Consider the following 24,894-nt stretch of genomic DNA (forward strand, 5'->3'; position numbering starts at 1 on the left):
CGCTCGGGATGACACCTTCGCGAACAACGCCCGCCGCGCTCGGGATGACGCCTCCGGGAACAGCACCGCATCGACTGCGCACGGCGCACCGCGGCGTCATGCGGCAGCATACCGCGCCGCGCCGCCGATCCAGCGATCCACCAGGCGGTCGGCGATGTCCGGCGCGTCGCGCATCAGCACGTCGCCGATGTCGTGCACCTCGGGCAGCAGGTCGGCGTCGCGCGCGAGGTCGGCGATGCGGAAGTCGGCCAGGCCGGTCTGGCGGGTGCCGAGCAGTTCGCCCGGGCCGCGCAGTTCCAGGTCCTTCTCGGCGATGACGAAGCCGTCGCTGGTCGAGCGCATCGTCTCCAGCCGCTGCTTCGCCATCTGCGACAGCGGCGGCTGGTACAGCAGCACGCAGCTCGAGGCCTGGCGGCCGCGCCCCACCCGGCCGCGCAGCTGGTGCAGCTGCGACAGGCCGAGGCGCTCGGCGTTCTCGATGATCATCAGCGAGGCGTTGGGCACGTCGACGCCGACCTCGATGACGGTGGTGGCGACCAGCAGGTCGACCTCGCCGGCCTTGAACGCCAGCATCGTCGCCTGCTTGTCGCCTGCCTTCATGCGCCCGTGCACGAAGCCCACGCGCAATTCCGGCAGCGACGCGGTCAGCTGTTCCCAGGTGGTCTGCGCCGCCTGCGCCACGACCTCGTCGCTCTCGTCGATGATCGTGCACACCCAGTACGCCTGGCGCCCTTCGGCGCAGGCGGCGCGGATGCGCTCGATCAGTTCCGGCCGCCGCCCGGCGCCGAGCACGACGGTCTGCACCGGGGTGCGGCCCGGCGGCAGTTCATCGATGGCGGAGACATCGAGGTCGGCGTAGGCCGCCATCGCCAGCGTGCGCGGGATCGGGGTCGCGGTCATCACCAACTGGTGCGGGACGATGCCGTCGGCCGCCCCCTTGTCGCGCAGCGCGAGCCGCTGGTGCACGCCGAAGCGGTGCTGTTCGTCGACGATCGCGAGCGCGAGGTCGCGGAACACCACGCCCTCCTGCATCAGCGCGTGGGTGCCGACCACGAGCTGCGCCGCGCCGCTGGCGGCGTCGGCCAGCACTGCGCTGCGCGCACGCCCCGCCACCTTGCCGGCGAGCCAGGCCACGCGTACGCCCAGCGGCTCCAGCCAGCCGCGCAGGCTGGCCAAGTGCTGTTCGGCCAGCAGCTCGGTCGGCGCCATCAGCGCCGCCTGCCGGCCGCTGCCGATCGCGAGCAGGGCGGCCATCGCCGCGACCACGGTCTTGCCGCTGCCGACGTCGCCCTGCACCAGCCGCAGCATCGGCGAAGCTTTCGCCAGGTCCGCGCGGATCTCGTCGAAGACGCGCCGCTGCGCGGCGGTGAGCGCGAACGGCAGGGCGTCGAGCAGCGCACGCACGCGGCCACCGTCGTCGTCCAGCGCGGGCGCGGCGTGTGCCTGCAGCGCGATCCGCTGGCGACGCAGGCTGAGGTGGTGCGCCAGCAGTTCCTCCATCGCCAGCCGCCGCTGCGCGGGATGGGTGCCGGCCAGCAGCGCGGCGACATCGGCCTCGCGCGGCGGGCGGTGCAGGGTCAGCAGCGCCTCGCGCAGCGACGGCAGGCCGCGCAGGTGCAGCAGGTCGTCGGGCAGCAGTTCCAGCGCGTCGCCTTCGGGCAGGCGGTCGAGCGCCTGCGCGACCAGTCGGCGCAGGGCCACCGGGCCGATCCCCTCCACCGCCGGATAGACCGGATCGAGCGCGTCGCCGAGTTCGCCGTCCTCGCCGTCGCCGAGCACGCGATAGCTCGGATGCACGATCTCCAGCCCGAGCTGCCCCGGACGCGGCGTGCCGTACGCGCGCACGCGCGCGCCGACGCGGAACTGGTTGACCTGCTGCGAACGGAAATGGAAGAAGCGCAGCACCAGCGTCGCGCGCGAGTCGTCGCCGATCGCCACGCGCAGCACCGGCCGGTAGCGGAAGCCGCGCTCGACCGCCTCCACGCGGCCCTCGACCTGCGCGACCACGCCCGGCTGCAGCTGCCGGATCGGCGTGATCCGGGTGCGGTCCTCGTACTGCCGCGGCAGGTGCAGCCACAGGTCCTGCAGCGTCAGCAGGCCGCGCGCGGCCAGCTTCTCCGCGACCGCCGGGCCGACGCCCGGCAGCGTCGTCAGCGCGACGTCGCCGGTGGCCGCGAGCGCGGGCGCGGGCTTCGCCATTCCCTGCGGGGAATCAGTCCAGCACCATCACCGCGTCGACCTCGAACAGCACTCCCTTGGGCAGCGCGGACACCTCGATGGTCGAGCGCGCGGGATACGGCGACTCGAAGTATTCCGCCATCACCGCGTTGACCGCGGCGAACTGCGACAGGTCGGTCAGGTACAGGCCGACGCGGGCGATGTCGGCCAGCGAACCGCCGGCGGCCTCGGTCACCGCCTTGAGGTTGTCGAACGCGCGCCGCGCCTGCGCCTCGATGCCGCCTTCGACGACATCGCCGGTGGCAGGATCGAGCGGGATCTGGCCGGAGAAGAACACGGTGTTGCCGGCGCGCGTGGCCTGCGAATAGGGGCCGATGGCGGCGGGGGCGTCGTCGGTGTGGATCGGGGTGCGGGGCATGGGCGCGTCTCGGTTCGGAATGCACCGATTATAGGTCGGGCCTAGGCCCGACACCGCGCGCGCCCCGAGGCGACATGTGCCATTGCCCGATGCCGTCATCCCGGCGAAAGCCGGGATCCATTTTTGCCGGCAAGCCTGTGCAGGTCGAAGTCCGGGCTCCCTTCCGAAGGCAAAAGCAGAATGGATCCCGGCTTTCGCCGGGATGACGACTTCGGAAGGGGCGGTGCGACTCGGATACCGAACGGCATCCGGCAGGGCGAAACGTGGCCGAACGCGGGGCCTACATCCGCTGCACGCCGTGCACCACGCCCAGCCGCCGGGTGCGGCGGATCACCTCGGCCAGGTGTTCGCGGTCGCGGACCTCGATCGAGAAGCGGATCACGGCGATGTTCGCGTCGCGTTCGAGGTATTCGACGCCCTCGATGTTCGATTCGGCCTTGGCGATCGCCGCCGCAACCTCCGCCAGCGATCCCGGGCGGTTCTCGGTTTCGATGATCAGCGCGACCGGATATTCGCCGGTGACCTCGCGGTCCCAGCCGATCGCCACCCAGCGGTCCGGCGACTTGCGGTATTCGGCCACGTTCGGGCAGTCCAGCCGGTGCACGACGATGCCCTTGCCGGCGGTGTGGTAGCCCATGATCTCGTCGCCGGGAATCGGCATGCAGCAGTTGGCGAAGCTGATCACGCCGCGCTCGTGGCCGGTGATCAGGATGCGCTCGCCGCGCTGCGGCATCGTTCCCGCACCGGGCGCGTCGGCCTCCGGGTCCTTCTGCGCCAGCGCCTGCGCCACCTGCGACGGCATGCGATTGCCGAGCGCGATGTCGGCCAGCAGTTCCTCCAGCCGCGGATAGCGCAGTTCGGCCAGGTAGGCGTCCAGGCGCGCCTGCGGCAGGCGGTCGAGCGAGGTGCCCACGTCCTCCAGTGCGCGGTCGATCATGCGGTGACCGAGCTGCACCGCGTCCTCGTGTTCGAGCTGCTTGAGCTGGCCGCGGATCGCGGTGCGCGCCTTGCCGGTGACCACGAATTCCAGCCACTGCGGCTTGGGCAGCGAGGATTTCGCGGTGACGATCTCCACGCTCTGTCCGCTCGCCAGCTTGGTGCGCAGCGGCACCAGCTTCCGGTCCACGCGCGCGGCGACCGCGGTGTTGCCGACGTCGGTGTGCACGGCATAGGCGAAATCGAGCGCGGTGGAATTGCGCGGCAGCGACAGGATGTCGCCCTTGGGCGTGAACAGGTAGACCTCGTCCGGGAACAGGTCGACCTTGACGTTCTCCAGGAACTCCAACGAGGAACCGGTGGCGCGCTGCGATTCGAGCAGGTTGGCGATCCACGAATGCGCGCGTGCCTGCGCGCCGCTCGGCGCCATGCCGTGCTTGTAGGCCCAGTGCGCGGCGATGCCGCGTTCGGCGATCAGGTCCATTTCCTCGGTGCGGATCTGCACCTCGATCGGCGAGCCGTAGGGGCCGAACAGCACCGTATGCAGCGACTGGTAGCCGTTGGCCTTGGGAATCGCGATGAAGTCGCGGAAGCGCCCGTCGAGCGGCTTGAACACCGAATGCGCGACGCCGAGCGCGTGGTAGCAGTCGGCGACCGAGCCCACCACGATGCGGAAGCCGAACACGTCCATCACCTGGGCGAAGGTCTTTCCCTCGCTGCGCATCTTGTTGTAGATGCTCCACGGCGACTTCACCCGACTCACGAGCCGGTAGTTCAGGCCCTCGTTGGTCAGCCGCTGCGCCAGCTGCGCCTCGATCTTGGCCATCGCCTCGCGGCGCAGCATCGGCTGGCCGCGGATGTGCTTGTCGAGGATCAGGTGGCGCAGCGGGTGCAGGGCGTGGAAGCCGCGGTCCTGCAGCTCGGCCTTGATCAGGTTCATGCCCAGGCGCTGCGCGATCGGCGCGTAGATCTCCAGCGTCTCGCGCGCGATGCGCTCGCGCGCCGGTCCCGGCTGCGCGCCGAGCGTGCGCATGTTGTGCAGGCGGTCGCCGAGCTTGATCAGGATCACGCGCAGGTCGCGCGCCATCGCCAGCATCATCTTGCGGAAGCTCTCGGCCGCGGCCTCCTGGCGGTTGCCGAAGCGCAGCTTGTCGAGCTTGGTGACGCCGTCGACCAATTCGGCCACGGTCTCGCCGAACTCCTCGGCCAGCTGCTCGCGGGTGAGCGGCGTGTCCTCGATGGTGTCGTGCAGGATCGCCGCCACCAGGGTCTCGACGTCGACCTTCTGCTCGGCCAGCACCTGCGCCACCGCCACCGGATGGGTGATGTAGGGCTCGCCGGACTTGCGCGTCTGCCCGGCGTGCGCCGCCGCCCCCACTGCCCAGGCCCGGCGCAGCAGCGCGCGCTGGTCGGCCGGCAGGTACGCGGCCGCGCGCTCGAGGTCGCGCACGTAGTCGGGCAGCGCCTCCTCCTCGGGGGGCGGCACGGGCAGGATCAGGGCGGGGTCGCCGGGGGTCATGTCCTGAGCCTAAGGCGAAAGGCCGGGAATGGGGAATAGGGCGTCGGGAATCGGAAGAGCCGTTCTTCGGGCCGTTCAGGCTGCCGCCAACCCCGCTGCCGCAGGCGCGACGCCCAAAAAGCGAAGGCCCCGTCGAAGCGGGGCCCTGCAGGAGCATTGACCGGAGATCCCGGAAAACCGGCTTTACCGATTCCCGACTCCCCATTCCCGACTCCCGGCCTTACAGATCGTCGCCCTTCATGTCGTCGTCGCCGGCGACCACTTCGGCGGCGGCCCATTCCAGTGCCTCGCGCTCCTTGCGCTCGCGCTCGGCCTTGTCGACGGCGTCGATGTAGGGCTGGTCGATGCGGCGGGCGGCGATCTCGCGCAGCGCCAGCACGGTCGGCTTGTCCTGCGCCTCGTTGTTGTCGATCTGCGGCTCGACGCCGTTGGCGAGCTGGCGCGCGCGCTTGGCGGCCATCATGACGAGCTCGAAGCGGTTGTCGACCACTTCCAGGCAATCTTCCACGGTGATGCGGGCCATAGGTCTCCCGGCGGCCGGCGGGCCGTCGATCAATAATCGGAAAGGGTCGGGGATTCTAGGCGCGCGGCCGTCGAAAATCAAGCGTTCGCTTGTAAAATCAGCAAGTTATCGCCAAAAAAGCCGCGATTTCCGGTAATTCGCCCGCTCGCGTGACGAACGCCTGCCCCGGCAGCCCGACCCCGGGTGCACCGCCCTCCCGCCGTCCGACCCGCTGTCATTTCGACCGCAGGGAGAAATCTTCTGCCCCGGCGCGAGGCGCCAGAAAGAGCCCGCTTCTCCTGCGCCCGGAACGACAGGATCTTTCCGGTTCAGCCGTCAATCCGAAGCCAACAGCGCCGCGATCAATCCGGCGTGCCGCTGCGCCTGCAGGTCCCGGCGCAGGCGGCTGGCGGTGAAGATGGCGCACATCTCGTCGACCGCGGTCTCGAACACCTCGTTGACGATGACGTAGTCGAACTCGTCGTGGTGCGACATTTCCTCGCGTGCGTTCGCCAGCCGCCGCGCGATCGTTTCCTCGCTGTCCTGCCCGCGCTTGCGCATGCGCTCCTCGAGCGCGGCGCGCGAGGGCGGCAGGATGAACACGCCGACCGCATCGGGCACCTGCGCCTTGACCTGCTGCGCGCCCTGCCAGTCGATCTCCAGCAGCACGTCCTTGCCCGCAGCCAGCTGCGGCTCGACCGACTGCCTGGCCGTCCCCTTCCAGTCGCCGTGCACCTGCGCGTACTCGAAGAAATCGCCGGCGCGGATCATCGCCTTGAATTCCTCGGCGGCGATGAAGTGGTAGTGCTCGGCATGGCGCTCGCCCGGCCGCGGCGCGCGCGAGGTGAACGAGATCGACAGGCAGATGTTGCGGTCGCGCGCCAGGCAGGCGTTGACGATGCTGGATTTCCCGGCGCCGGAAGGAGCCGCAACGATGAAAAGGGTGCCGCGCATGGGGCCGTGATTGGTGATGGGTGATTGGTGATTGGTCACGGCAAACGCCCGCCACGCCGCCATTGCGGCAGCCATCGTACCTGCTCTTCCGAATCACGAATCACGAATCACCAATCCCGGCTATTCAATGTTCTGCACCTGCTCGCGGATCTGGTCGATCAGCACCTTCAGCTCGACCGCGGCGTTGCTGGTGCGCGCGTCGACCGACTTGCTGCCCAGCGTGTTGGCCTCGCGGTTGAACTCCTGCAGCAGGAAGTCCAGCCGCCGGCCCACCGGCGCCTTCTGCCGGAACACGCGGCGGATCTCGTCGACGTGGCTGGACAGGCGGTCGAGTTCCTCGTCCACGTCCAGCTTCTGCAGCGACAGCACCAGTTCCTGCTCGACGCGCGCCGGATCGGCAGCCTGCGCGAGGTCGGCCAGCCGCGCCTCCAGCTTGGCGCGCTGGCCCTCGCGGATCACCGGCACCAGGATGCGCACCTCGCCGGCGATGCGCTCGATGCCGTCGACGCGCTCGAGGATCGCCGCCACCAGCTTGCCGCCCTCGCGCTCGCGCGCGGCGAGGAAGTCGGCGAGCACCGCGTCGAGCAGCGACAGCGCCTGCGCGTGCAGTTCCGCCTGGTCGAGCGCCTGCGCCTGCAGTACGCCCGGGTACTGCAGCAGGTCGGTGAAGCTCACGCGCAGGTCCAGGAAGTGGCTGCGCAGGCGCCCGGCCAGTTCGCCCAGCCGTCCGACCAGCGCCTCGTCCACCTGCAGCCCGGCCGCCGCGCCTTCCGGTGGTCGCAGCCGCAGCACCACGTCGACCTTGCCTCGCGAGACCCGCGCGGCGATCCGCTCGCGCAGCGCCGGCTCCAGCGCGCGCAGGTCCTCGGGCAGGCGCGCGCCGAGTTCGAGGAAACGGTGGTTGACCGCGCGCAGTTCGCAGCCGAGCGTGCCCCAGGGCGTGCTGCGCTCGCCCGAGGCGTAGGCGGTCATGCTGCGGATCGACATCGTGCATCCCGTGGTCGCTGGAGCGCCAATGGTAATCTGGCGCCCCTCGATTTTCCGGAAAACCCCCGCATGAGCATCGCCCGCCCCAGCGGCCGCGCGCCCGACCAGCTGCGCGAGGTCCGCATCGAGCGCGGCTTCACCCGCCATGCGGAAGGCTCGGTCCTGGTGTCGTTCGGCGAGACCCGCGTGCTGTGCACGGCCAGCATCGACAACCGGGTGCCGGCGTTCCTGCGCGGCAAGGGCGAGGGCTGGGTCACGGCCGAGTACGGCATGCTGCCGCGCGCCACCCACACCCGCAGCGACCGCGAGGCCGCACGCGGCAAGCAGGGCGGGCGCACGCTGGAGATCCAGCGCCTGATCGGCCGCAGCCTGCGCGCCTGCGTCGACCGCAGCGCGCTGGGCGAACGCACCATCACCCTCGACTGCGACGTGCTGCAGGCCGACGGCGGCACCCGCACCGCGGCGATCACCGGCGCCTACGTCGCCCTGGTCGACGCCGTGCGCTGGCTGCAGGCCAGGCGCGAGATCGCGCGCGACCCGGTGTTCGGCGCGGTGGCCGCGGTGTCGGTGGGCGTGTACCGCGGCGTGCCGGTGCTCGACCTCGACTACGCCGAGGACAGCGACTGCGACACCGACATGAACGTGGTGATGAACGACGGCGGCGGCTTCATCGAGCTGCAGGGCACCGCGGAAGGCCACGCGTTCCGCCGCGACGAACTCGACGCCCTGCTCGCCCTGGCCGAATCCGGCGTCGCCACGCTGCTGGAAAGACAGCGCGAAGCGCTCGGGCGATGACCACTGCGCCGCGCCCGCTGGTGCTGGCGTCGAACAATGCAGGCAAGCTGGAGGAGTTCCGCGACCTGCTCGCGACCTCCGGCTTCGACGTACGCGCGCAGGCCGGGTTCGGCGTCGTGGACGCCGAGGAAACCGGCCTGAGCTTCATCGAGAACGCGCTGCTCAAGGCGCGCCACGCCTGCCGCGCGACCGGGCTGCCGGCGCTCGCCGACGACTCCGGGATCTGCGTCGATGCGCTCGACGGCGCGCCCGGGCTGTACTCGGCGCGCTACGCGGGCGGGCACGGCGACGCCGACCGCAACATCGACAAACTGCTGCGCGAACTGGCGCGGGTGCCCGACGACCGCCGCGGCGCGCACTTCGTCTGCGTGCTGGCGCTGATGCGCCACGCCGAGGACCCGCAGCCGATCGTCGTCGAGGGCCGCTGGCACGGCACGATCCTGCGCGAACGCCGCGGCAGCGGCGGGCACGGCTACGACCCGGTGTTCCTCGACCCCGCGCAGGGCCGGACCGCGGCGGAGATGCCGCTTGCGCTCAAGAACCGGCTCAGCCATCGCGGGCAGGCGCTGGCGCTGCTGCGGGCGCGGCTGACCGGCGGCGCGTAGGCAACACCGGGAGCGTCCGGAAGGAAACGAAACCATCCGCTCGTCATCCCGGCGAAAGCCCTCGCATCGTCATCCCGGCGAAAGCCGGGATCCATCTTGATCTGGCTGTTTCCCGGCTGGTGAAGTAGGGAGGCAACGGCAAATGGATCCCGGCTTTCGCCGGGATGACAGGCAGGCCATGACGGACAGACTAAGGTCCATGATCCAGGTTCCATGCTGATTCCCCCGCCCCTCTCGCTGTACGTCCACCTCCCCTGGTGCGTGCGCAAATGCCCCTACTGCGACTTCAACTCGCACGAGGCGCGCGGGCCGCTGCCGTTCGACGCCTACGTCGACGCGCTGCTGGCCGACCTCGACCAGGACCTGCCGCTGGCCTGGGGCCGCACGGTCCACAGCGTGTTCTTCGGCGGCGGCACGCCGAGCCTGTTCCCGGCCGACGCGATCGACCGCTTCCTGCAGGGCGCCAGCGCGCGCCTGCGCTTCGCACCGGGGCTGGAGATCACCCTGGAGACCAACCCCGGCACCGCCGAGCACGGCCGCTTCGGGGACTACCGCCGGGCCGGTGTGAACCGCATCAGCTTCGGCATCCAGAGCTTCGACGACGGCTGCCTGCAGCGGCTCGGACGCATCCACGACAGCGCGCAGGCCGAGGCCGCTGTGAAGCTCGCGCAGGACGCCGGCCTGGACAACCTCAACCTCGACCTGATGTACGCCCTGCCCGGCCAGACCCTGGCCATGGCCGAGGCCGACGTCGAACGCGCGCTGGCGCTGGCGCCGGCGCACGTCTCGCACTACCAGCTCACGCTCGAACCCAATACCGTCTTCGCCGCGCGCCCGCCCCGGGACATCCCCGACGACGACCTGGCCTGGGACATGCAGGAACGCTGCCAGGCCCTGCTCGCCGACGCCGGCCATGTCCAGTACGAAGTCTCGGCCTATGCCCGCCCGGACCGGCGCTGCGCGCACAACCTCAACTACTGGCGCTTCGGCGACTACCTCGGGATCGGCGCGGGCGCGCACGGCAAGCTCACCCTGGGCGGCGAGCAGGCGATCCTGCGCCGCTGGAAGGTGAAGCATCCTGCGGCCTGGCTCGCCGCCGCCGGCACGCCCGCGGCGATCGGCGGCGACGAGCGCATCGCGCCGGAACAGCGGCCGTTCGAGTTCATGCTCAACGCGCTGCGGCTGGTGGACGGTTTCGCCCTGGCCGACTTCGAAGCGCGCTGCGGGCTGCCGGCCTCGACGATCGCGGCGCCGCTGGCGCAGGCGCAGGCGCGCGGATGGCTGCGCCAGGACAACGGCAGCATCGTGCCCACCCCGCTCGGCCGCCGCTTCGGCAACGACGTGATCGGGCTGTTCCTGGCCGGCTGACGCCGCTGGCCGCGGAATTGGCCGATCCGCGCCTGACGTGTAAGTATTGGCCCCGACCTTCTGCCGCAGCCCGCTTGATGCCCGCATCGCCTCCGCCCGTCGAACCCGCGGCACCGAGGTCGCTCGCCGCCGCCGGCCTGCCGCAGCGCGTGCGCAAGGCGCTGGAAGCGGCGCTGACGCTGGTGACCGAGGACATCGAGCCGCACCTGGGCTCGATGCTCACCGAGTTCGAGGAAGAGCTGTTCCGCCTCGCCGACCAGGCCCGCAACCCGGGGGCCGAGTCGGGCTACATGCAGACGCTGCGGATCTTCCGCCTCAACCGCTCGGACCTGATCCCGCGCTTCATCCTCGAGCTCGAGGCCTCGGTCGCGGGGGTCCGTTCGGCGGCGCGGTCGGCGGCGCCGGTCGCCGACGCCGGCAAGATGCAGCCGGCGCAGGGCGGCTTCGGCAAGCTCAGCCTCGTCGACGAGGCGGTGATGGACGAGGGCACCGTGCTGCGCGAGATCGCCAGCCGCCAGGAGGGCCGGGCCAACCTGGCGCTGCACCTGCTGGGCCAGCGCTTCGGCGTGCTGGCGGCCGCGCCCGCCTTCGATACCGAGCGTCTGCCGCTCGGCCCGCAGGCGCTGTGCCGCGCGATGCGGGCCGCGGCGCAGGCGCTCGACATCGAGCACGACTCGCGGCTGCTGCTGTACCGCATCTTCGACCGCCACGTGATGGCGAACTACTGGCGTGTGCTCGACCGCCTCGACGAGATGCTCGACCGCGAGGGCATCCTGTCCGGGCTGACCTACGTGCCGATGCGGATCCGCCCGTCGGTGCAGCCACGGGCGGACGATGCCGGCGGCGAGCAGAGGCGCGGCGGACAGCCCTCCCGGGAAACCGGCGACCCGAATGGCGCCGGCCAATCCGCGGGAGAGCCGTCGGGGCACGGCGGCCACGGCGGTGGCGCGGGCGGCGGCGGGACGACCGACGCTGGCGCTCCCTCCGGGCGCGCGGTCTTCCAGAGCACGGACCCGCAGCGGCCGCACACCGGCTGGATGGGCGAACCGGTCGAGGAACTCGACGAGGACGAGGAGGGCGCCACCCAGCAGCTGCAGCACCTGCTCAGCAGCCGCCGCGAACTGCTCGGCAAGCTGCGTCCCGGGAAGAAGGCCGGGCCGGGCGCACAGATCAGCACCGGGGACGTATTCTCCGCGCTCGGGCACATGCAGATGCAGCCGCTGTCGACGCCCGGCGCGCCGCAGACGCTGGCCGACGTGAAGCAGACCCTGCTGGCGCAGGCACGCCAGCGCCGCGGCATCCATGCCGAACTCTCGCCGCGCGACAACGACACCTTCGAACTGCTGGGCATGCTGTTCGGCAACCTCGAGGAGGAAATCCGCGCAGATGCGCCTGCGGCGGCGCTGGTCAAGCGCCTGCAGGTGCCCCTGCTGCGCGTGGCCCTGAGCGACAGCGCCTTCTTCGTGCGCAGCCGCCACCCGGCGCGGCAACTGCTGAACACGGTGGCCGAGAGCGCGGCGAAGTGGCTCGAGGATTCCGACTTCGACCCGCAGTTCCTGGCGCCGCTGCAGAACGCAGTCACCCACGTCATCGAGAAGTACGACGGCGACCTCGAGGTCTTCTCCGCCTCGAACGAGCAGCTGCAGACCCACCTGCAGGCGCAGGTCCGCAAGTCCGAACTGCTGGAGAAGCGGCACACCGAGGCCGCGCGCGGCAAGGAGAAGCTGGAAGTCGCCAAGCTGCGCGCCGCGGAGGTGATGGCCGACGTGATCGGCGACCGCCGCCTGCCGCGCTTCTCGCGCGCGCTGCTCAACCAGGCCTGGGCCGACGTGCTGACCCTGGCCCTGCTGCGCCAGGGCGAGGATTCCGAGGCCTGGCGGAAGCAGCTGGACGCCACCCGCCGCATCGTCGAGGCCTGTACCCGCGACGACGCGCCGCGCGACCCGGAGCTGATCGCGCACATCGAGGGCTCGCTGGCCCAGGTCGGCTACCACGGCGAGGAAGCCAGCGTCATCGCCCAGCGGCTCACCAGCAGCCGCCCGGACGAGGAGGAAGGCGACTCCGCCTCGCGCACCGAACTGGCGATGAAGCTCAAGGCGCGCACGCGGCTGGGCGAGGACGCCGACAAGCACAAGCCCAAGCTGCCGCCGCGCACGCCCGAGGAACAGGCGCGCTACGAACAGCTCAAGGTGCTGCCGTTCGGCACCTGGATCGAGTTCATCACCAACCAGCAGGGCGACGTGGTCCGCCGCCGCCTGTCGTGGTTCAGCCCGATCACCGACAACGCGCTGTTCGTCAACCAGCGCGGCCAGCGCGTGGGCGAACAGTCGCTCGACAGCGTCGCGCGGATGCTCGCGTCCGGGCAGGCGCGCATCGTCACCGCGGACCGCGCGCGCCTGGTCGACCGCGCCTGGCAGGCCGCGGTGCACGCGCTGCGCAGCTTCGCCGGCCTCGGCGACAAGGAAGCGGCGGACTCGGAGGCGCCGGCATGATGCACGAGTTCCGGCGCGCCAAGCGGCGCAAGGCCTCCGACACCATCCTCGTGAACGACGCGATGACCGAGCACGTCATCGGCCGCATCGGCAACCTGTCCGAGACCGGCCTGCTGCTGATCGCGAGCGAGCCGCTGACCGACGACGCGCTCTACCAGCTGCGCTTCGTCCTGCCCGACGGCGGCGGCATGCAGACGATCGACGTCGGCGCACACCTGCTGTGGATGGACCGCGCCAGCGCGCCGGCGCAGGTGTGGGCCGGGTTCCGCTTCATCGCGGTGGCCGAGGCGCAGTCGAAGCGGTTGCGTTCATGGGTGGAAGCGCCGGGCAGCCATTACGAGTGAGGCGCCCCGGCCCGTCATCCCTGCAAAAGCGGGGATGACGGCTCTTCCCGGAATCTCGCAAGGGGACGAAGCCCACGGGCTGCCCCATGCACGCGACCCGTCTGCATCCCCCGCCCCCTTGCGGCAGAATGACGGCACGTTTTCCCGCGGAATCCGCACCATGTCCACCGCTGCCGCCCCCCTCTACGCCGACCACCTCGCCACCCTGCAGGCCCGCACCGCGACCGCGCTCGAGCGCGTGGGCTTCGACCATCTCGTCGTCCCCAGCGGCACCGCGCACTACCAGGTCTTCGACGATCGCGACTATCCCTACGCGGTCAACCCGCAGTTCAAGCACTGGGCGCCGCTGACCCGCAATCCCGGCAGCTGGCTGGTCGTCACCCCCGGCGCGAAGCCGAAGCTGGTCTACCTGCAGCCGCGCGACTACTGGCACGTGGTGCCGCAGGCGCCAGAAGGTTATTGGGTCGAGCACTTCGACATCGTCGTGATCCGCAAGCCGGAAGAGGCGATGCAGCACCTGCCGAAGAACGCCTCGCGCTGCGCGATCCTCGGCGAGCCGGAGAGCGCGCTCGGCAAGTACGCGGCGTTCAAGCCCAACAACCCGCAGCCGGTGCTCGACCATCTTGACTACCACCGCGCGTACAAGACCCCGTACGAGGTCGAGATGCTGCGCGAGGCCACCCGCCGCGGCGTGCGCGCGCACAGGGCCGCCGAGCGCGCCTTCCGCGCCGGCGCCAGCGAGTTCGGCATCCACCTCGCCTACTGCCAGGCCGCGGGACAGGACGCGAACGACCTGCCCTACGCCAACATCGTCGCCCTGAACGAGCACGGCGCGGTACTGCACTACACCGACTTCGACCGCCTGCCGCCGAAACCGGCGCGCAGCTTCCTGCTCGACGCCGGCGCCAGCCACGGCGGCTACGCCTGCGATATCACCCGCACCCACGCCCTGGACACCGCCGGCGAGTTCCAGGCGCTGGTGGACGCGGTCGACGCCGCGCAGCAGAAGATGTGCGCGCAGGTCCGCGACGGCTTCGATTACAAGCAGTTGCACCTGGACGCGCACCTCGCGCTGGCGGGCATCCTGAAGGATTTCGGCATCGTCACGGTATCGCCGGAGGAAGCGCTGGCGACCGGCGTGAGCAGCGCCTTCTTCCCGCACGGCATCGGCCACGGCCTCGGCCTGCAGGTGCACGACGTCGCCGGCTTCGCCGCCTCCGAGCGCGGCGGCACGATCGACAAACCCGACGGCCACCCCTACCTGCGCTTGACCCGCGTGCTGGAGCCGGGCTTCGTGGTCACGATCGAGCCGGGCCTGTACTTCATCGACATGCTGCTCGAAGACCTCAGGGCCGCGGGGCGCGGCGGCAGCGTGGACTGGGACCGCGTGGAGGCCTTCCGCCCCTACGGCGGCATCCGCATCGAGGACAACGTGGTCTGCACCGGGGGCGAGCCGGTCAACCTGACTCGCGAGGCGTTCGCAGCCGGCTGACGCGCGGTTTCCGCGACGTGGCCCGGCGCCACGGGCCGCCCGGCGCCGTCATCCCCGCGAACGCGGGGATCCCGCGTCTTCACGCAAAAGCCGAATGGATCCCCGCGTTCGCGGGGACGACGGCTTGTCCTTCCATGCCGCAGCGGCCTGTCGATCCGCGCAGTTTCCGTACTGCAACATCGCCGTTCGCGAAAATCGGTGAGAATCGGGCTACCGGCCGGGCCGGCCGTCACGCCGCGCCATCGTCCGGATCCTGTTCCATTTCAGGCTCCACTTCTTCGGGGAGGCTTCATGCTCGAGCAGCACGGATTGACGCTGGCGCTGGTCTGCGCGGCGGTCGCGATCGTCTACGGCATCATCTCGGCGCGCTGGATCAACCGGCAACCCGCCGGCAATGCGCGCATGCAGGAAATCGCGGGCGCGATCCAGGAAGGCGCGCGCGCCTACCTCAACCGGCAGTACCTGACGATCGCGATCGCGGGCGCGGTGCTGTTCGTCCTGATCGGCCTGTTCCTCGACTGGTACACGGCGGTCGGTTTCCTGCTCGGCGCGGTGCTCTCGGGCGCGGCCGGCTACATCGGCATGAACGTCTCGGTGCGCGCCAACGTGCGCACCGCCGAGGCCGCGCGCAGCGGCATCGGCCCGGCGATGGACGTGGCCTTCCGGGGCGGCGCGATCACCGGCATGCTCGTCGTCGGCCTCGGCCTGCTCGGCGTGGCCGGCTACTGGGCAATCCTCAACCTGGGCTTCAGGCTGCCGACGTCCGACGTGCTGCACGCGCTGGTCGGCGTGGCCTTCGGTTCCTCGCTGATCTCGATCTTCGCGCGCCTGGGCGGCGGCATCTTCACCAAGGGCGCGGACGTCGGCGCCGACCTCGTCGGCAAGGTCGAGGCCGGCATCCCCGAGGACGATCCGCGCAACCCGGCGGTGATCGCCGACAACGTCGGCGACAACGTCGGCGACTGCGCCGGCATGGCCGCCGACCTGTTCGAGACCTACGCGGTCACCGTGATCGCGACCATGCTGCTGGGCTACCTGATGGTGACCGAAGTCGGCAGCAACGGCGTGCTCTACCCGCTGGTGCTGGGCGGCGTGTCGATCATCGCCTCGATCATCGGCGCCTTCTTCGTCAAGGTGAAGGCCGGCGGCTCGATCATGGGCGCGCTGTACAAGGGCGTGATCGTCTCGGGCGTGCTCGCGGCGATCGCCTACTACCCGATCACCACCCAGCTGATGGACGCCAACGCCCACGGCGCGATGAACATCTACTGGTGCGCGCTGATCGGCCTGGTCCTGACCGGCGCGATCGTGTGGATCACCGAGTACTACACCGGCACCCAGTACGGACCGGTGAAGCACGTCGCCCAGGCCAGCACCACCGGCCACGGCACCAACATCATCGCCGGCCTCGGCGTGTCGATGAAGTCGACCGCGCTGCCGGTGGTGGCGGTGTGCCTGGCGATCTGGGCCTGCTTCGCACTCGGCGGCCTGTACGGCATCGCCATCGCCGCGACCGCGATGCTGTCGATGGCCGGCATGATCGTCGCGCTCGACGCCTACGGCCCGATCACCGACAACGCCGGCGGCATCGCCGAGATGGCCGAGCTGCCGCCGGAAGTGCGCAACATCACCGATCCGCTCGACGCCGTCGGCAACACCACCAAGGCGGTGACCAAGGGCTACGCCATCGGTTCGGCCGCGCTGGCCGCGCTGGTGCTGTTCGCCGACTACACCCACAACCTCGAGGCCGCCAACCCGGGCGTGGTGTTCGCCTTCGACCTGTCCGACCACAAGGTCATCATCGGCCTGCTGATCGGCGGCCTGATCCCCTACCTGTTCGGCGCGATGGCGATGGAGGCCGTGGGCCGCGCCGCCGGCAGCGTGGTCGAGGAAGTGCGCCGCCAGTTCCGCGAGATCAAGGGCATCATGACCGGCGAGGCCAAGCCGCAGTACGACAAGGCCGTCGACATGCTCACGAAGTCCGCGATCAAGGAAATGATCGTGCCCTCGCTGCTGCCGGTCGCGGTGCCGGTCATCGTCGGCCTGCTGCTCGGGCCGCAGGCGCTGGGCGGCCTGCTGATCGGCACCATCGTCACCGGCCTGTTCGTTGCGATCTCGATGACCACCGGCGGCGGCGCCTGGGACAACGCCAAGAAGTACATCGAGGACGGCAACTTCGGCGGCAAGGGCTCGGAGGCGCACAAGGCCTCGGTCACCGGCGACACCGTGGGCGATCCCTACAAGGACACCGCCGGCCCGGCGATCAACCCGCTGATCAAGATCATCAACATCGTCGCGCTGCTGCTGGTGCCGCTGCTGCCCGTTCCGGCGGGTGATGCCGCTGCCGCGACCGCCTCGCCGGCGGCGCACGCCGCGGCGGCGGATGCGTCACGGCTGGGCAAGGTGTACTTCGACCTCGGCTCGGCGCAGCTGCCGGCCGACGCCGGCGACCGGCTCGCGGGCGTGGCGGCGACGCTGGCCGGCGACGCGTCGGCCACGGCCGCCGTCTCGGGCTTCCACGACGACAGCGGCGACGCCGCGGTCAACGCGGACCTGGCCCGGCAGCGCGCGCAGGCGGTGCAGCAGTGGCTGCTCGACCAGGGCATCGACGCCGGACGCATCGAGCTCGACAAGCCGATGCTGACCACCGGCGGCGGCGATGCGGCCGAGGCGCGGCGGGTCGAGGTGGTGGTGAAGTAGCGCGCATTGCGGCTGCTTCGCAAGAAAAAGGCGGCCGCTTGGCCGCCTTTTTCGTGGAGGTCGGCGGCGCGCCCTCAGTCCCGCCCGAACCGCCCCGCCGCCATCCCGAACCACGGCGTGCACAGCACCCGCTGGCGCGCAATCGCGCCAGCGCCGGCCTGCCAGACTTCGCCTGCGTCCGTCGCCTCGGGCGAGAAGAAGTCCACGTCGTCGAACGCCGCCACGCCCAGGCACCAGCGCACGCGCCTGGGCGGCGCCGAGGCCGGGATCGAAAACCCGAACTCGCCCTCGATCGACGCGCCCGGTTCCAGCTTCAGCGCCAGCGGCGTCGGCGGCAGCGTCGGCCCGGTCGGCGCATCCGCCTGCGGTGGCGCGACATGCCGCAGCACCACGTCGCCACCGCCCGTCTCCTCGAACGTCGGCACGCCGATCGCGCCCGGCGCCTGCCGTTTCGTCAGCACCGCATGGCGGTTGCCGCGGTCGAACACCGCCAACGGCGCAGCACCATCGTTGCGCAGGCGGTAGCGCACCTGCACGGTGTCGCCCGACGGCGCCGAGAAGTCGACGTCTAGGCGCAGACCTTCGCCCTCGACATGCGTGGACGCGGGGTTGGATTCGCTCATGGATTCGACCTGTGCTGCGGATTGATCGTACGGCATTCCATCATGGGCGCCGGCCTGCACGGCTGCCAGCGCAAGCAACAGGGCACCGTAGCGGCAAACCGGAATCATCGTCATCGCCGCCTCATCGCGCGTTCGCCGGGTGGAAAAAAGACGGGCAGCCCGCGTTGCGCGCGGACTGCCCGCCCCTCCTTCCGTGGAGGACGTGATCGCGGCTCCCTGCCGCGATCACAACCTGTAGCTGGGACGATCCGGCAGGCCCAGTTCGCCGCGCAGGCCGTTCTCGGTCAGGTGGTCGGGATTGGCCGTGGTGGGCGGCGTGGAGGGATCGCCGTCGAAATCGTAGGCGGGCGCCGTGGTCTCCAGCCCCACCGCCTGGCGCTCGGAGTTGGAGATGCCGCGATCGGCCACGTCCGGGCCGCTGTAGTTGCCCGGCTGCAGCGTGCCGTTGCTGAAGTTGTAGGCGTGCGACATCTCGTGGTACAGCACCACGACCGGCGCCGGGAAGGCGTCCATGTGGAACGACGGGTTGTAGCGGATGTCGGTCTCCACGCCGCGACCGGCGACGCCGTTGGTGATCTGCACGTCGGCCCAGGTGGCGCCGTCCTCGGCCGGCATGGCGAAGCCGTTCTGCTCGTTCGACAGTTCCTTGATCGTCACGCGATTGCCCTTGGTCGCGGCGGTGTTGTCGAACTCGGCCAGCATCTGCTGCCCGTTCGGCGAGCTGCGCAGGAACTCGATGTCGGCCTGCACGCGCTGCACGAAGGCGTCCGAGCCCTCCACGGTCACCGTGCTGCCGACGGCGCTGTCGATCTCGACGTTGACCACGGTCGGGCGCGCGCCGGTGGCGGCGTTGATCAGGTCGGTCGCCTCGGCGTAGACGGTGGTCTGGTCGCCGGCACCCTCGATGGTGTCGTTGCCGGCGCCGGCGTAGAGGCTGCTGGCGCCGCTGGCGGCGTGGAGGATGTCGTCGCCGAGGCCGCCGGAGACCATGTCGCCGGTGCCGCGGCTGCGGATCGTGTCGTTGCCGGCGCCACCCTCGAGGTAGTTGCGGCCGGCGCCGCCGTCGATGCTGTCGTTGCCGTCGCCGCCGTAGATCACATCGACGCCGCTGCCGCCCTGGATGATGTCGTCGCCGCTGCCGCCGAAGACGTCGTTGCGCCCGGTGGCGGCGGACAGGTCGACGCTGTCGTTGCCGTCGCCGGCGTCGATGCGGTTGTCGCCGCTGCCGGCGATGTCGAGCTTGTCGTCGCCCTCGCCGGTGTCGGCGACGATGTTGACGGTGACGTTGGACGCGACTTCGATCACGTCGTCGCCGGCGCCGGTGCGGATGGTGAGTTCCTGGCCGTCGGCCACGCGCACGGCGTAGGACTGGCCGTTGACGGTGACGTCGAGGGTGCCGTCGTCGCGCTGGCTGACGCCGACCCGGTCGTTGTCCCCGCCCGTGGTGAGCACGAGCTGGTCGGAGCTGACGTAGGTCTGGCCGAAACCGGCTTCGGCGATCGTGCGTTCGCGGGCGATCGTGACCGTGCCGTCGCCGTGCAGCGGGTCGACCTGGATGTCCTTGCCGTCCGGGGTCTGCCCCGTGGTGCGGCCGGCAGGGTTGCTCTGGTTGCCGTCGATCTCGGTCGCGCCCAGCCGGGGCAGGAGCGAGAGCAGCGGCGACTCCTCGACCGAGGCCGGGTCGACCGGGTTGCGGTCGAGCTCGGAGGACGAGGACAGGCGGTTGGCGTCGACGGCGGGATCTTCCCAGTAGCCGTCGGTCCGCGGCAGCGTGGCATCGGCAATCGAGCTGGTATCGGTCTGGATCGACATCGTGGGCGTCTCGGTGGAAAGGATGACGGGAACCTGTATACGCCTGCGTATGGATACCCGCCCAGCTGGGGCGTACCCTGCCTCGGGGGAACCCTAGGTCGCTCCCGAGGTAGCCGGGACCGGAATTTCCGCACTGCAGCAAGCGGTCGCGTAAAATGCGGCCCATTCGACAACGAGCGGGTCCGCACCCGCGCCAACGGAGCAGCCGCCACATGGGTCTCGACCACGTCCCGACCGGGAAGAATCCCCCCGACGAAATCAACGTCATCATCGAGATCCCGAAGGACGCCGAGCCGGTCAAGTACGAGGTCGACAAGGAGAGCGGCGCGATCTTCGTCGATCGCGTACTGTCCACGCCGATGCGCTACCCCTGCAACTACGGCTACGTGCCCAATACCCTGTGCGGCGACGGCGACCCGGCCGACGTGCTGGTGGTGCTGCCGCTGCCGCTGGTGCCCGGCTCGGTGATCCGCTGCCGCCCGGTGGGCGTGCTGAAGATGACCGACGAGGCCGGCAGCGACGAGAAGCTGCTCGCCGTGCCGGTGAGCAAGGTGTTCCAGGGCTATGCCCACGTCGAGAACATCGACCAGGTGAGCTCGCACTGGCTCGAGCGCATCGGCCACTTCTTCGAGCACTACAAGGACCTGGAGAAGGGCAAGTGGGTCAAGCTCGACGGCTGGGGCGGCGTCGAGGAGGCGAAGAAGATCCTGGTCTACGCGATGCAGCGCCACAGCGCGCAGAAGGGCAAGGCGAAGCCCTGAGCGACGGCGTCAGCCGTCGCCGCGAGGGTCGCCAACAAAAAAAGCAATGTCATTCCGAGCGCAGCGAGGAATCTGCTTCCGGCCAGCATCAGTGGCGGCAAAAGCAGATTCCTCGCTGCGCTCGGAATGACATTTTGCTGGGCGTCCTGCCGCCCTTGGCACAGCCCGGCACGTTTCCCGCAGCCGGCCCCGACCGGGGCCGGTCACCACCGCGTTACTGCGTCCAGCGCCCCGGCGCCTTCGACTCCGGCAGCACCTGCGCCGACAGCTGGCGATCGTGGTTGAGCAGGCGCACCGCGTCGGCGAGGATCGCCGCCGATTCGCGCAGCTGCGGGTCGGGACGCTTTTCCGCCGCCTTCTCGCGCGCCGCGTCCTCGGCGATGTTGCGTTCGCTGGCCTGCAGGCCGTCGTCGGCACGGTCGGCCAGCGGGTCGAGCGCCAGTCCCAGCGTCTTGCGCTCTTCCTGGCGCTGCTTGCGCTTGGCGTCGTCGCGGTCGCGTTCGGCGCGGCGCTCGGCCTCGTTGAGCGAGACGTACTTCTTCTCGCGCTCGGCGCGGAACTCGGCGACGTCGGCCGACCACCACACGAACTCCTTGTCCGTGGCCACGCGCGCGGCGTGCAGCGCTTCCAGCTTGGGCAGCAGCGGCGCGAAATCGCCGTAGCGCTGGTGCGGCACGGCCGCGATCTGGCGCCACTCCAGCGCGTTGTCGTAGGTGCTCTCGCCGAACTCGCTGGCGTCCACCGTCACCGGGAAGGCGATGTCGGGCACCACGCCCTTGTTCTGGGTGCTGCTGCCGCCGGGCAGGAAGAACTGCGCGATCGTCAGCTTGACGTGGCCGTAGCGGTCGCCCTCGTTGGCCGGCCAGCGGTCGAGCGGCACGATGTTCTGCACCGTGCCCTTGCCGAAGGTGGTCTCGCCGATGACCAGGCCGCGGCCGTAGTCCTGGATCGCGCCGGCGAAGATCTCCGAGGCCGAGGCCGAACCGCGGTTGATCAGCACCGCCAGCGGCCCGTCCCAGCTCACGCCGGCGGTGCGGTCGCCCTCGACGCTGACCCGGCCGCCGGACTCGCGCACCTGCACCACCGGGCCCTTGTCGATGAACAGGCCGGTGAGCTCGATCGCCTCGTTGAGCGAACCGCCGCCGTTGTTGCGCAGGTCGAGCACCACGCCGTCGAGCTTGTCGGCGCGGAACTGCTGCAGCTGCCTGGCGACGTCGCGCGAGGCCGAGGTGTACTCGCCGTTGCGGGTGCGCCGCCCTTCGAAATCCTGGTAGAAGGCCGGCAGCTTGATCACGCCGATGCGCTTGTCCACGCCACCCTCGGCCGGCGCCGGAATCGTGATGACCTCGGACTTCGCCGCCTGCTCCTCGAGCTTGATGCGCGCGCGCGTGAGCACGATGCGCACCGGCTTGCTGTCGAGGGTGGCCTCGCCCGGCACCACGTCGAGCCGCACCTGGGTGTCCTTCGGCCCCTTGATCTTCTCGACCACGTCGTCCAGGCGCCAGCCGACGACGTCTTCCATCGCCCCGCTCGCGCCCTGGCCCACGCCGACGATGCGGTCGCCGGGCTTGAACTTGCCGCTGAGCGCGGCCGGGCCGCCGGCGATCAGCTCGCGGATCACGACCACGTCGTCCTGCTTCTGCAGCTGCGCGCCGATGCCTTCGAGCGACAGCGACATGCTCTGGTTGAACAGCTTCGCCGCGCGCGGGTTGAGGTAGTCGGTATGCGGGTCGACCGTCGCAGTGTAGGCGTTGAGGAAGGTCTGGAACGCATCCTCCTGCTTGAGCGCGGCAACGCTGTTGGCGAGGTTGAGGTAGCGCCGGTCGAGCGTCTTGCGGATCTCGTCGGGCTTCTTGCCGGCGAGCTTGAGGCGCAGCCAGTCGTTGCGCACCGACTGCCGCCACAGCGCATCGAGCGCGGCCGCGTCGGCGGCCCAGGGCGCGTCCTCGCGATCGTATTCCCAGCGGTCGCTGCCGGTGAAGTCGAAGATGTCCTGCTTGAGCAGTCCGCGCGCCGAGGCGATGCGGTCTGCCACGCGCTGCTGGTACAGCGCGAAGATGGTGTAGGCGGGGTCGAGGTTGCCGTTGCGCACGGCATCGCCCATGCCGGCCTTGTAGGGCTGGAACTTCGCGATGTCCTGCGCGGTGAAGAACAGCTTGGCGCCGTCCAATGACTCGAGGTACTTGTCGAAGATCTCCGTCGACATCGTCGCGTCGAGCGGCCGCGGGCGGTAGGCGTAGCGGCTGTCCGACAGCAGGCCGTAGACCAGCTTCGAGGTGGTGACCTGCTCGGCGGTCGGCGTGCCCGGCAGCGCGATGCCGTCGGCGCGCGCCATCAGCCCCAGGGGCACGGCCAGCACCAGCGCGATCAGGGACACGGAAGCGATGCGGTTCAGATTCATCTGGAACGATCCTGGAGAACGACCTTGGGCGACGGCCCATCCACTATGCCGCCGGGCTGCGACCGCGCAACAGTGCACAAAGTTGCACGGCAGCAGGGATTCACTCTAGCGAGCCGGGCTGGAGGCCATGTGAATGCCCGTTTCCGGCCCGGGAACACCTGCGAACGGGCCTCGCGGCGCGAATCGGCCTTCCAGGCCGTTCCGGGCCGGTGCGGGCCGGTTCAGGCGGCGACGCCGGCCTCCATCGCCTGGCGGTCGGCGTGGTAGGACGAGCGCACCAGCGGCCCGGAGGCGACGTGGCTGAAGCCCAGCGCCATGCCGTAGGTCTCCAGCGCCTTGAACTCGTCCGGCGTCCAGTAGCGCAGCACCGGGTGGTGGTGCGCCGAGGGCTGCAGGTACTGGCCGATGGTGACCATGTCCACGTCGTGCGCGCGCAGGTCGCGCAGGGTGCCCTGCACCTGCTCCATGCTCTCGCCGAGGCCGAGCATGATCCCGGACTTCGTCGGCACGTCCGGGTGCTGGGCCTTGAACCTCGAAAGCAGGGTGAGCGACCACTGGTAGTCGGCGCCCGGGCGCACGTTGCGGTAGAGCTCGGGCACGGTCTCGACGTTATGGTTGAACACGTCCGGCGGGCTCTCGGCGAGGATCTCCAGCGCGCGCTCCATGCGGCCCTTGCCGCGGAAGTCGGGCGTCAGGATCTCGATGCGGATGCTGGGCGACTTGGCGCGCACCTCGCGGATGCAGTCGACGAAGTGCCGGGCGCCGCCGTCGCGCAGGTCGTCGCGGTCGACCGAGGTGATGACCACGTACTTCAGGCCCATGTCGGCGATGGTGTTGGCCAGGTTCAGCGGCTCGGACGCGTCCGGCGGCTTCGGCCGGCCGTGGGCGACGTCGCAGAAGCTGCAGCGGCGGGTGCAGACCTCGCCCAGGATCATGAAGGTCGCGGTGCCGTGGCCGAAGCATTCGTGGATGTTCGGGCAGCTGGCTTCCTCGCACACGGTGACCAGACGGTTCTCGCGCAACTTCGACTTGAGCGCGGCGACCGCGCCGTTCGAGGGAATGCGCACCCGGATCCACGAAGGTTTGCGCAGCACCGGCGCATCGGCGAACTGCACCGGCGAGCGCGCGATCTTGTCGCCCGCCACCTGCCTGGCGCCGGGCTCCAGCGATACGGGAACGCCGCTGCCGACGACGGCGAGCGGGATGGACTTGGCGCTGGGTTCGGTCATGGCGTCGGGTTGCTGTGCGTGGCCCCTGCTCCCGCCAGCGGCAGCAGGAAGGGATCGCCGGAGGCAGGCGCGTCCTGCAGCCGCAGGCCGAACTGGCGGGCCAGTTCGCCCAGCAGCACCGGTTTGACGGCGTCCATGCCGGACGGACCACCCAAGTCTAGCATCGAGGTCACTTCCAGCCCGGCGTAGCCGCAGGGATTGATGCGCCGGAACGGCTCCAGGTCCATCGCGATGTTGAAGGCGAGCCCGTGGAAGGTCCGGCCGCGGCGCACCCGGATGCCGAGCGCGGCGACCTTGGCGCCGGCCACGTAGACGCCGGGCGCGCCCTCGCGGCGGGTGGCGATGATGTTCCACTCCAGCAGGGTGTCGATGATCGCCTGCTCGATGCGGCAGACGTAGTCGCGCACGCCGACCCGGAGCCGCTTGATGTCGAGCAGCGGGTACACGACGATCTGGCCGGGCCCGTGGTAGGTCACCTGGCCGCCGCGGTCGACGTGGACGACGGGGATGTCGCCCGGCGCCAGCACGTGCTCGGGCTTGCCGGCCTGGCCGAGGGTGAAGACCGGGTCGTGTTCGACCACCCACAGCTCGTCGGGGGTGTCGTCGTCGCGGGCGTCGGTGAAGGCCTGCATGGCGCGCCAGACCGGTTCGTAGGGCTGGCGGCCTAGATCACGGACAACACAATCAGCCCCCTCCTCCGCCTGCGGGGGGTGAGGATGGCCCGCTTGCGCGGCACTGCCGCGCGGGTCATCCGAACGCCCGGCGCGCTGCGCCGGAC

At 70.4% G+C, this 24,894-nt stretch carries 18 protein-coding genes and 2 pseudogenes; 9 read left to right on the forward strand and 11 right to left on the reverse strand.

The genetic code is table 11. The annotated features are described in order from the left end of the window. Positions 1 to 96: 96 nt before the first annotated feature. The 6 genes from recG to FQY83_RS11010 all read right to left on the reverse strand — a co-directional run bounded on the left by recG (position 97) and on the right by FQY83_RS11010 (position 7,479). Complete coding sequence (recG, locus tag FQY83_RS10985; protein ID WP_146387927.1) at positions 97 to 2,199, reverse strand: ATP-dependent DNA helicase RecG; 2,103 nt, start codon at positions 2,197 to 2,199, stop codon at positions 97 to 99. Positions 2,200 to 2,212: 13 nt separating this feature from the next. Further along, positions 2,213 to 2,596 (reverse strand): RidA family protein, encoded by a 384-nt coding sequence (locus FQY83_RS10990; protein ID WP_146387929.1) that lies wholly within the window; start codon positions 2,594 to 2,596, stop codon positions 2,213 to 2,215. A 280-nt stretch (positions 2,597 to 2,876) separates the two neighbouring features. After that, entirely contained in the window at positions 2,877 to 5,051 is a 2,175-nt protein-coding gene (locus tag FQY83_RS10995; protein ID WP_146387931.1) for a RelA/SpoT family protein, read from the reverse strand. 220 nt (positions 5,052 to 5,271) lie between these two features. Further along, a complete protein-coding gene (gene rpoZ, locus FQY83_RS11000; protein ID WP_146387933.1) occupies positions 5,272 to 5,574 on the reverse strand; it encodes a DNA-directed RNA polymerase subunit omega in 303 nt (100 codons plus the stop codon). A gap of 315 nt (positions 5,575 to 5,889) precedes the next feature. Continuing rightward, a complete protein-coding gene (gmk, locus tag FQY83_RS11005; protein WP_146387935.1) occupies positions 5,890 to 6,507 on the reverse strand; it encodes a guanylate kinase in 618 nt (205 codons plus the stop codon). A gap of 120 nt (positions 6,508 to 6,627) precedes the next feature. Then, positions 6,628 to 7,479 (reverse strand): YicC/YloC family endoribonuclease, encoded by an 852-nt coding sequence (locus FQY83_RS11010; RefSeq protein ID WP_146388138.1) that lies wholly within the window; start codon positions 7,477 to 7,479, stop codon positions 6,628 to 6,630. 84 nt (positions 7,480 to 7,563) lie between these two features. Between FQY83_RS11010 and rph the strand changes: the two genes are divergently transcribed. From rph to FQY83_RS17785, 8 genes and pseudogenes are all read left to right on the forward strand, one after another. Next, positions 7,564 to 8,289 carry a ribonuclease PH gene (gene rph, locus FQY83_RS11015; RefSeq protein WP_146387937.1) on the forward strand — a complete coding sequence of 242 codons (726 nt, stop codon included), beginning with the start codon at positions 7,564 to 7,566 and terminating at the stop codon, positions 8,287 to 8,289. Continuing rightward, a complete protein-coding gene (gene rdgB, locus FQY83_RS11020; protein WP_146387939.1) occupies positions 8,286 to 8,894 on the forward strand; it encodes an RdgB/HAM1 family non-canonical purine NTP pyrophosphatase in 609 nt (202 codons plus the stop codon). The genes rph and rdgB overlap by 4 nt, the downstream gene beginning before the upstream one ends. Before the next feature lie 213 nt (positions 8,895 to 9,107). Beyond that, the gene (gene hemW, locus FQY83_RS11025; protein WP_146387941.1) at positions 9,108 to 10,262 is read left to right on the forward strand and encodes a radical SAM family heme chaperone HemW; all 1,155 of its coding nucleotides are present in this window, start codon (positions 9,108 to 9,110) and stop codon (positions 10,260 to 10,262) included. 77 nt (positions 10,263 to 10,339) lie between these two features. Next, complete coding sequence (locus tag FQY83_RS11030) at positions 10,340 to 12,754, forward strand: DUF1631 domain-containing protein (protein WP_158636486.1); 2,415 nt, start codon at positions 10,340 to 10,342, stop codon at positions 12,752 to 12,754. Continuing rightward, positions 12,751 to 13,098, forward strand: a complete 348-nt coding sequence (locus tag FQY83_RS11035) for a PilZ domain-containing protein (RefSeq protein WP_146387945.1) — start codon at positions 12,751 to 12,753, stop codon at positions 13,096 to 13,098. The genes FQY83_RS11030 and FQY83_RS11035 overlap by 4 nt, the downstream gene beginning before the upstream one ends. A 160-nt stretch (positions 13,099 to 13,258) precedes the next feature. Further along, positions 13,259 to 14,590 (forward strand): Xaa-Pro dipeptidase, encoded by a 1,332-nt coding sequence (gene pepQ, locus FQY83_RS11040; RefSeq protein WP_146387947.1) that lies wholly within the window; start codon positions 13,259 to 13,261, stop codon positions 14,588 to 14,590. A gap of 291 nt (positions 14,591 to 14,881) precedes the next feature. After that, positions 14,882 to 16,909: pseudogene (locus FQY83_RS11050) on the forward strand (sodium-translocating pyrophosphatase); the annotation flags it as partial. Positions 16,910 to 16,993: 84 nt separating this feature from the next. Continuing rightward, positions 16,994 to 17,290 (forward strand): OmpA family protein, encoded by a 297-nt coding sequence (locus tag FQY83_RS17785; RefSeq protein WP_272952462.1) that lies wholly within the window; start codon positions 16,994 to 16,996, stop codon positions 17,288 to 17,290. A 74-nt stretch (positions 17,291 to 17,364) separates the two neighbouring features. Here the strand turns inward: FQY83_RS17785 and FQY83_RS11055 are convergent, their stop codons facing one another. After that, on the reverse strand, positions 17,365 to 17,913 hold the full coding sequence (locus FQY83_RS11055; RefSeq protein ID WP_146387953.1) for a hypothetical protein: 549 nt from the start codon (positions 17,911 to 17,913) through the stop codon (positions 17,365 to 17,367). Positions 17,914 to 18,138: 225 nt separating this feature from the next. Continuing rightward, a complete protein-coding gene (locus FQY83_RS11060) occupies positions 18,139 to 19,725 on the reverse strand; it encodes a M91 family zinc metallopeptidase (protein WP_146387955.1) in 1,587 nt (528 codons plus the stop codon). 212 nt (positions 19,726 to 19,937) lie between these two features. On the opposite strand from FQY83_RS11060, the gene ppa reads away from it, so the two are divergent. Further along, complete coding sequence (gene ppa / locus FQY83_RS11065) at positions 19,938 to 20,486, forward strand: inorganic diphosphatase (protein ID WP_146387957.1); 549 nt, start codon at positions 19,938 to 19,940, stop codon at positions 20,484 to 20,486. A 214-nt stretch (positions 20,487 to 20,700) separates the two neighbouring features. Here the strand turns inward: ppa and FQY83_RS11070 are convergent, their stop codons facing one another. The 3 genes and pseudogenes from FQY83_RS11070 to lipB all read right to left on the reverse strand — a co-directional run. Beyond that, positions 20,701 to 22,887, reverse strand: a complete 2,187-nt coding sequence (locus FQY83_RS11070) for a carboxy terminal-processing peptidase (protein WP_146387959.1) — start codon at positions 22,885 to 22,887, stop codon at positions 20,701 to 20,703. Between the two features lie 221 nt (positions 22,888 to 23,108). After that, a complete protein-coding gene (gene lipA, locus FQY83_RS11075; RefSeq protein ID WP_146387961.1) occupies positions 23,109 to 24,116 on the reverse strand; it encodes a lipoyl synthase in 1,008 nt (335 codons plus the stop codon). Then, a pseudogene (gene lipB / locus FQY83_RS11080) lies at positions 24,113 to 24,793 on the reverse strand (lipoyl(octanoyl) transferase LipB); the annotation flags it as partial. The gene lipA and the pseudogene lipB, both read right to left, overlap by 4 nt. Positions 24,794 to 24,894: the final 101 nt, after the last annotated feature.

Origin of the sequence: Luteimonas marina (assembly GCF_007859325.1) — a bacterium.
Classification (GTDB): domain Bacteria; phylum Pseudomonadota; class Gammaproteobacteria; order Xanthomonadales; family Xanthomonadaceae; genus Luteimonas; species Luteimonas marina.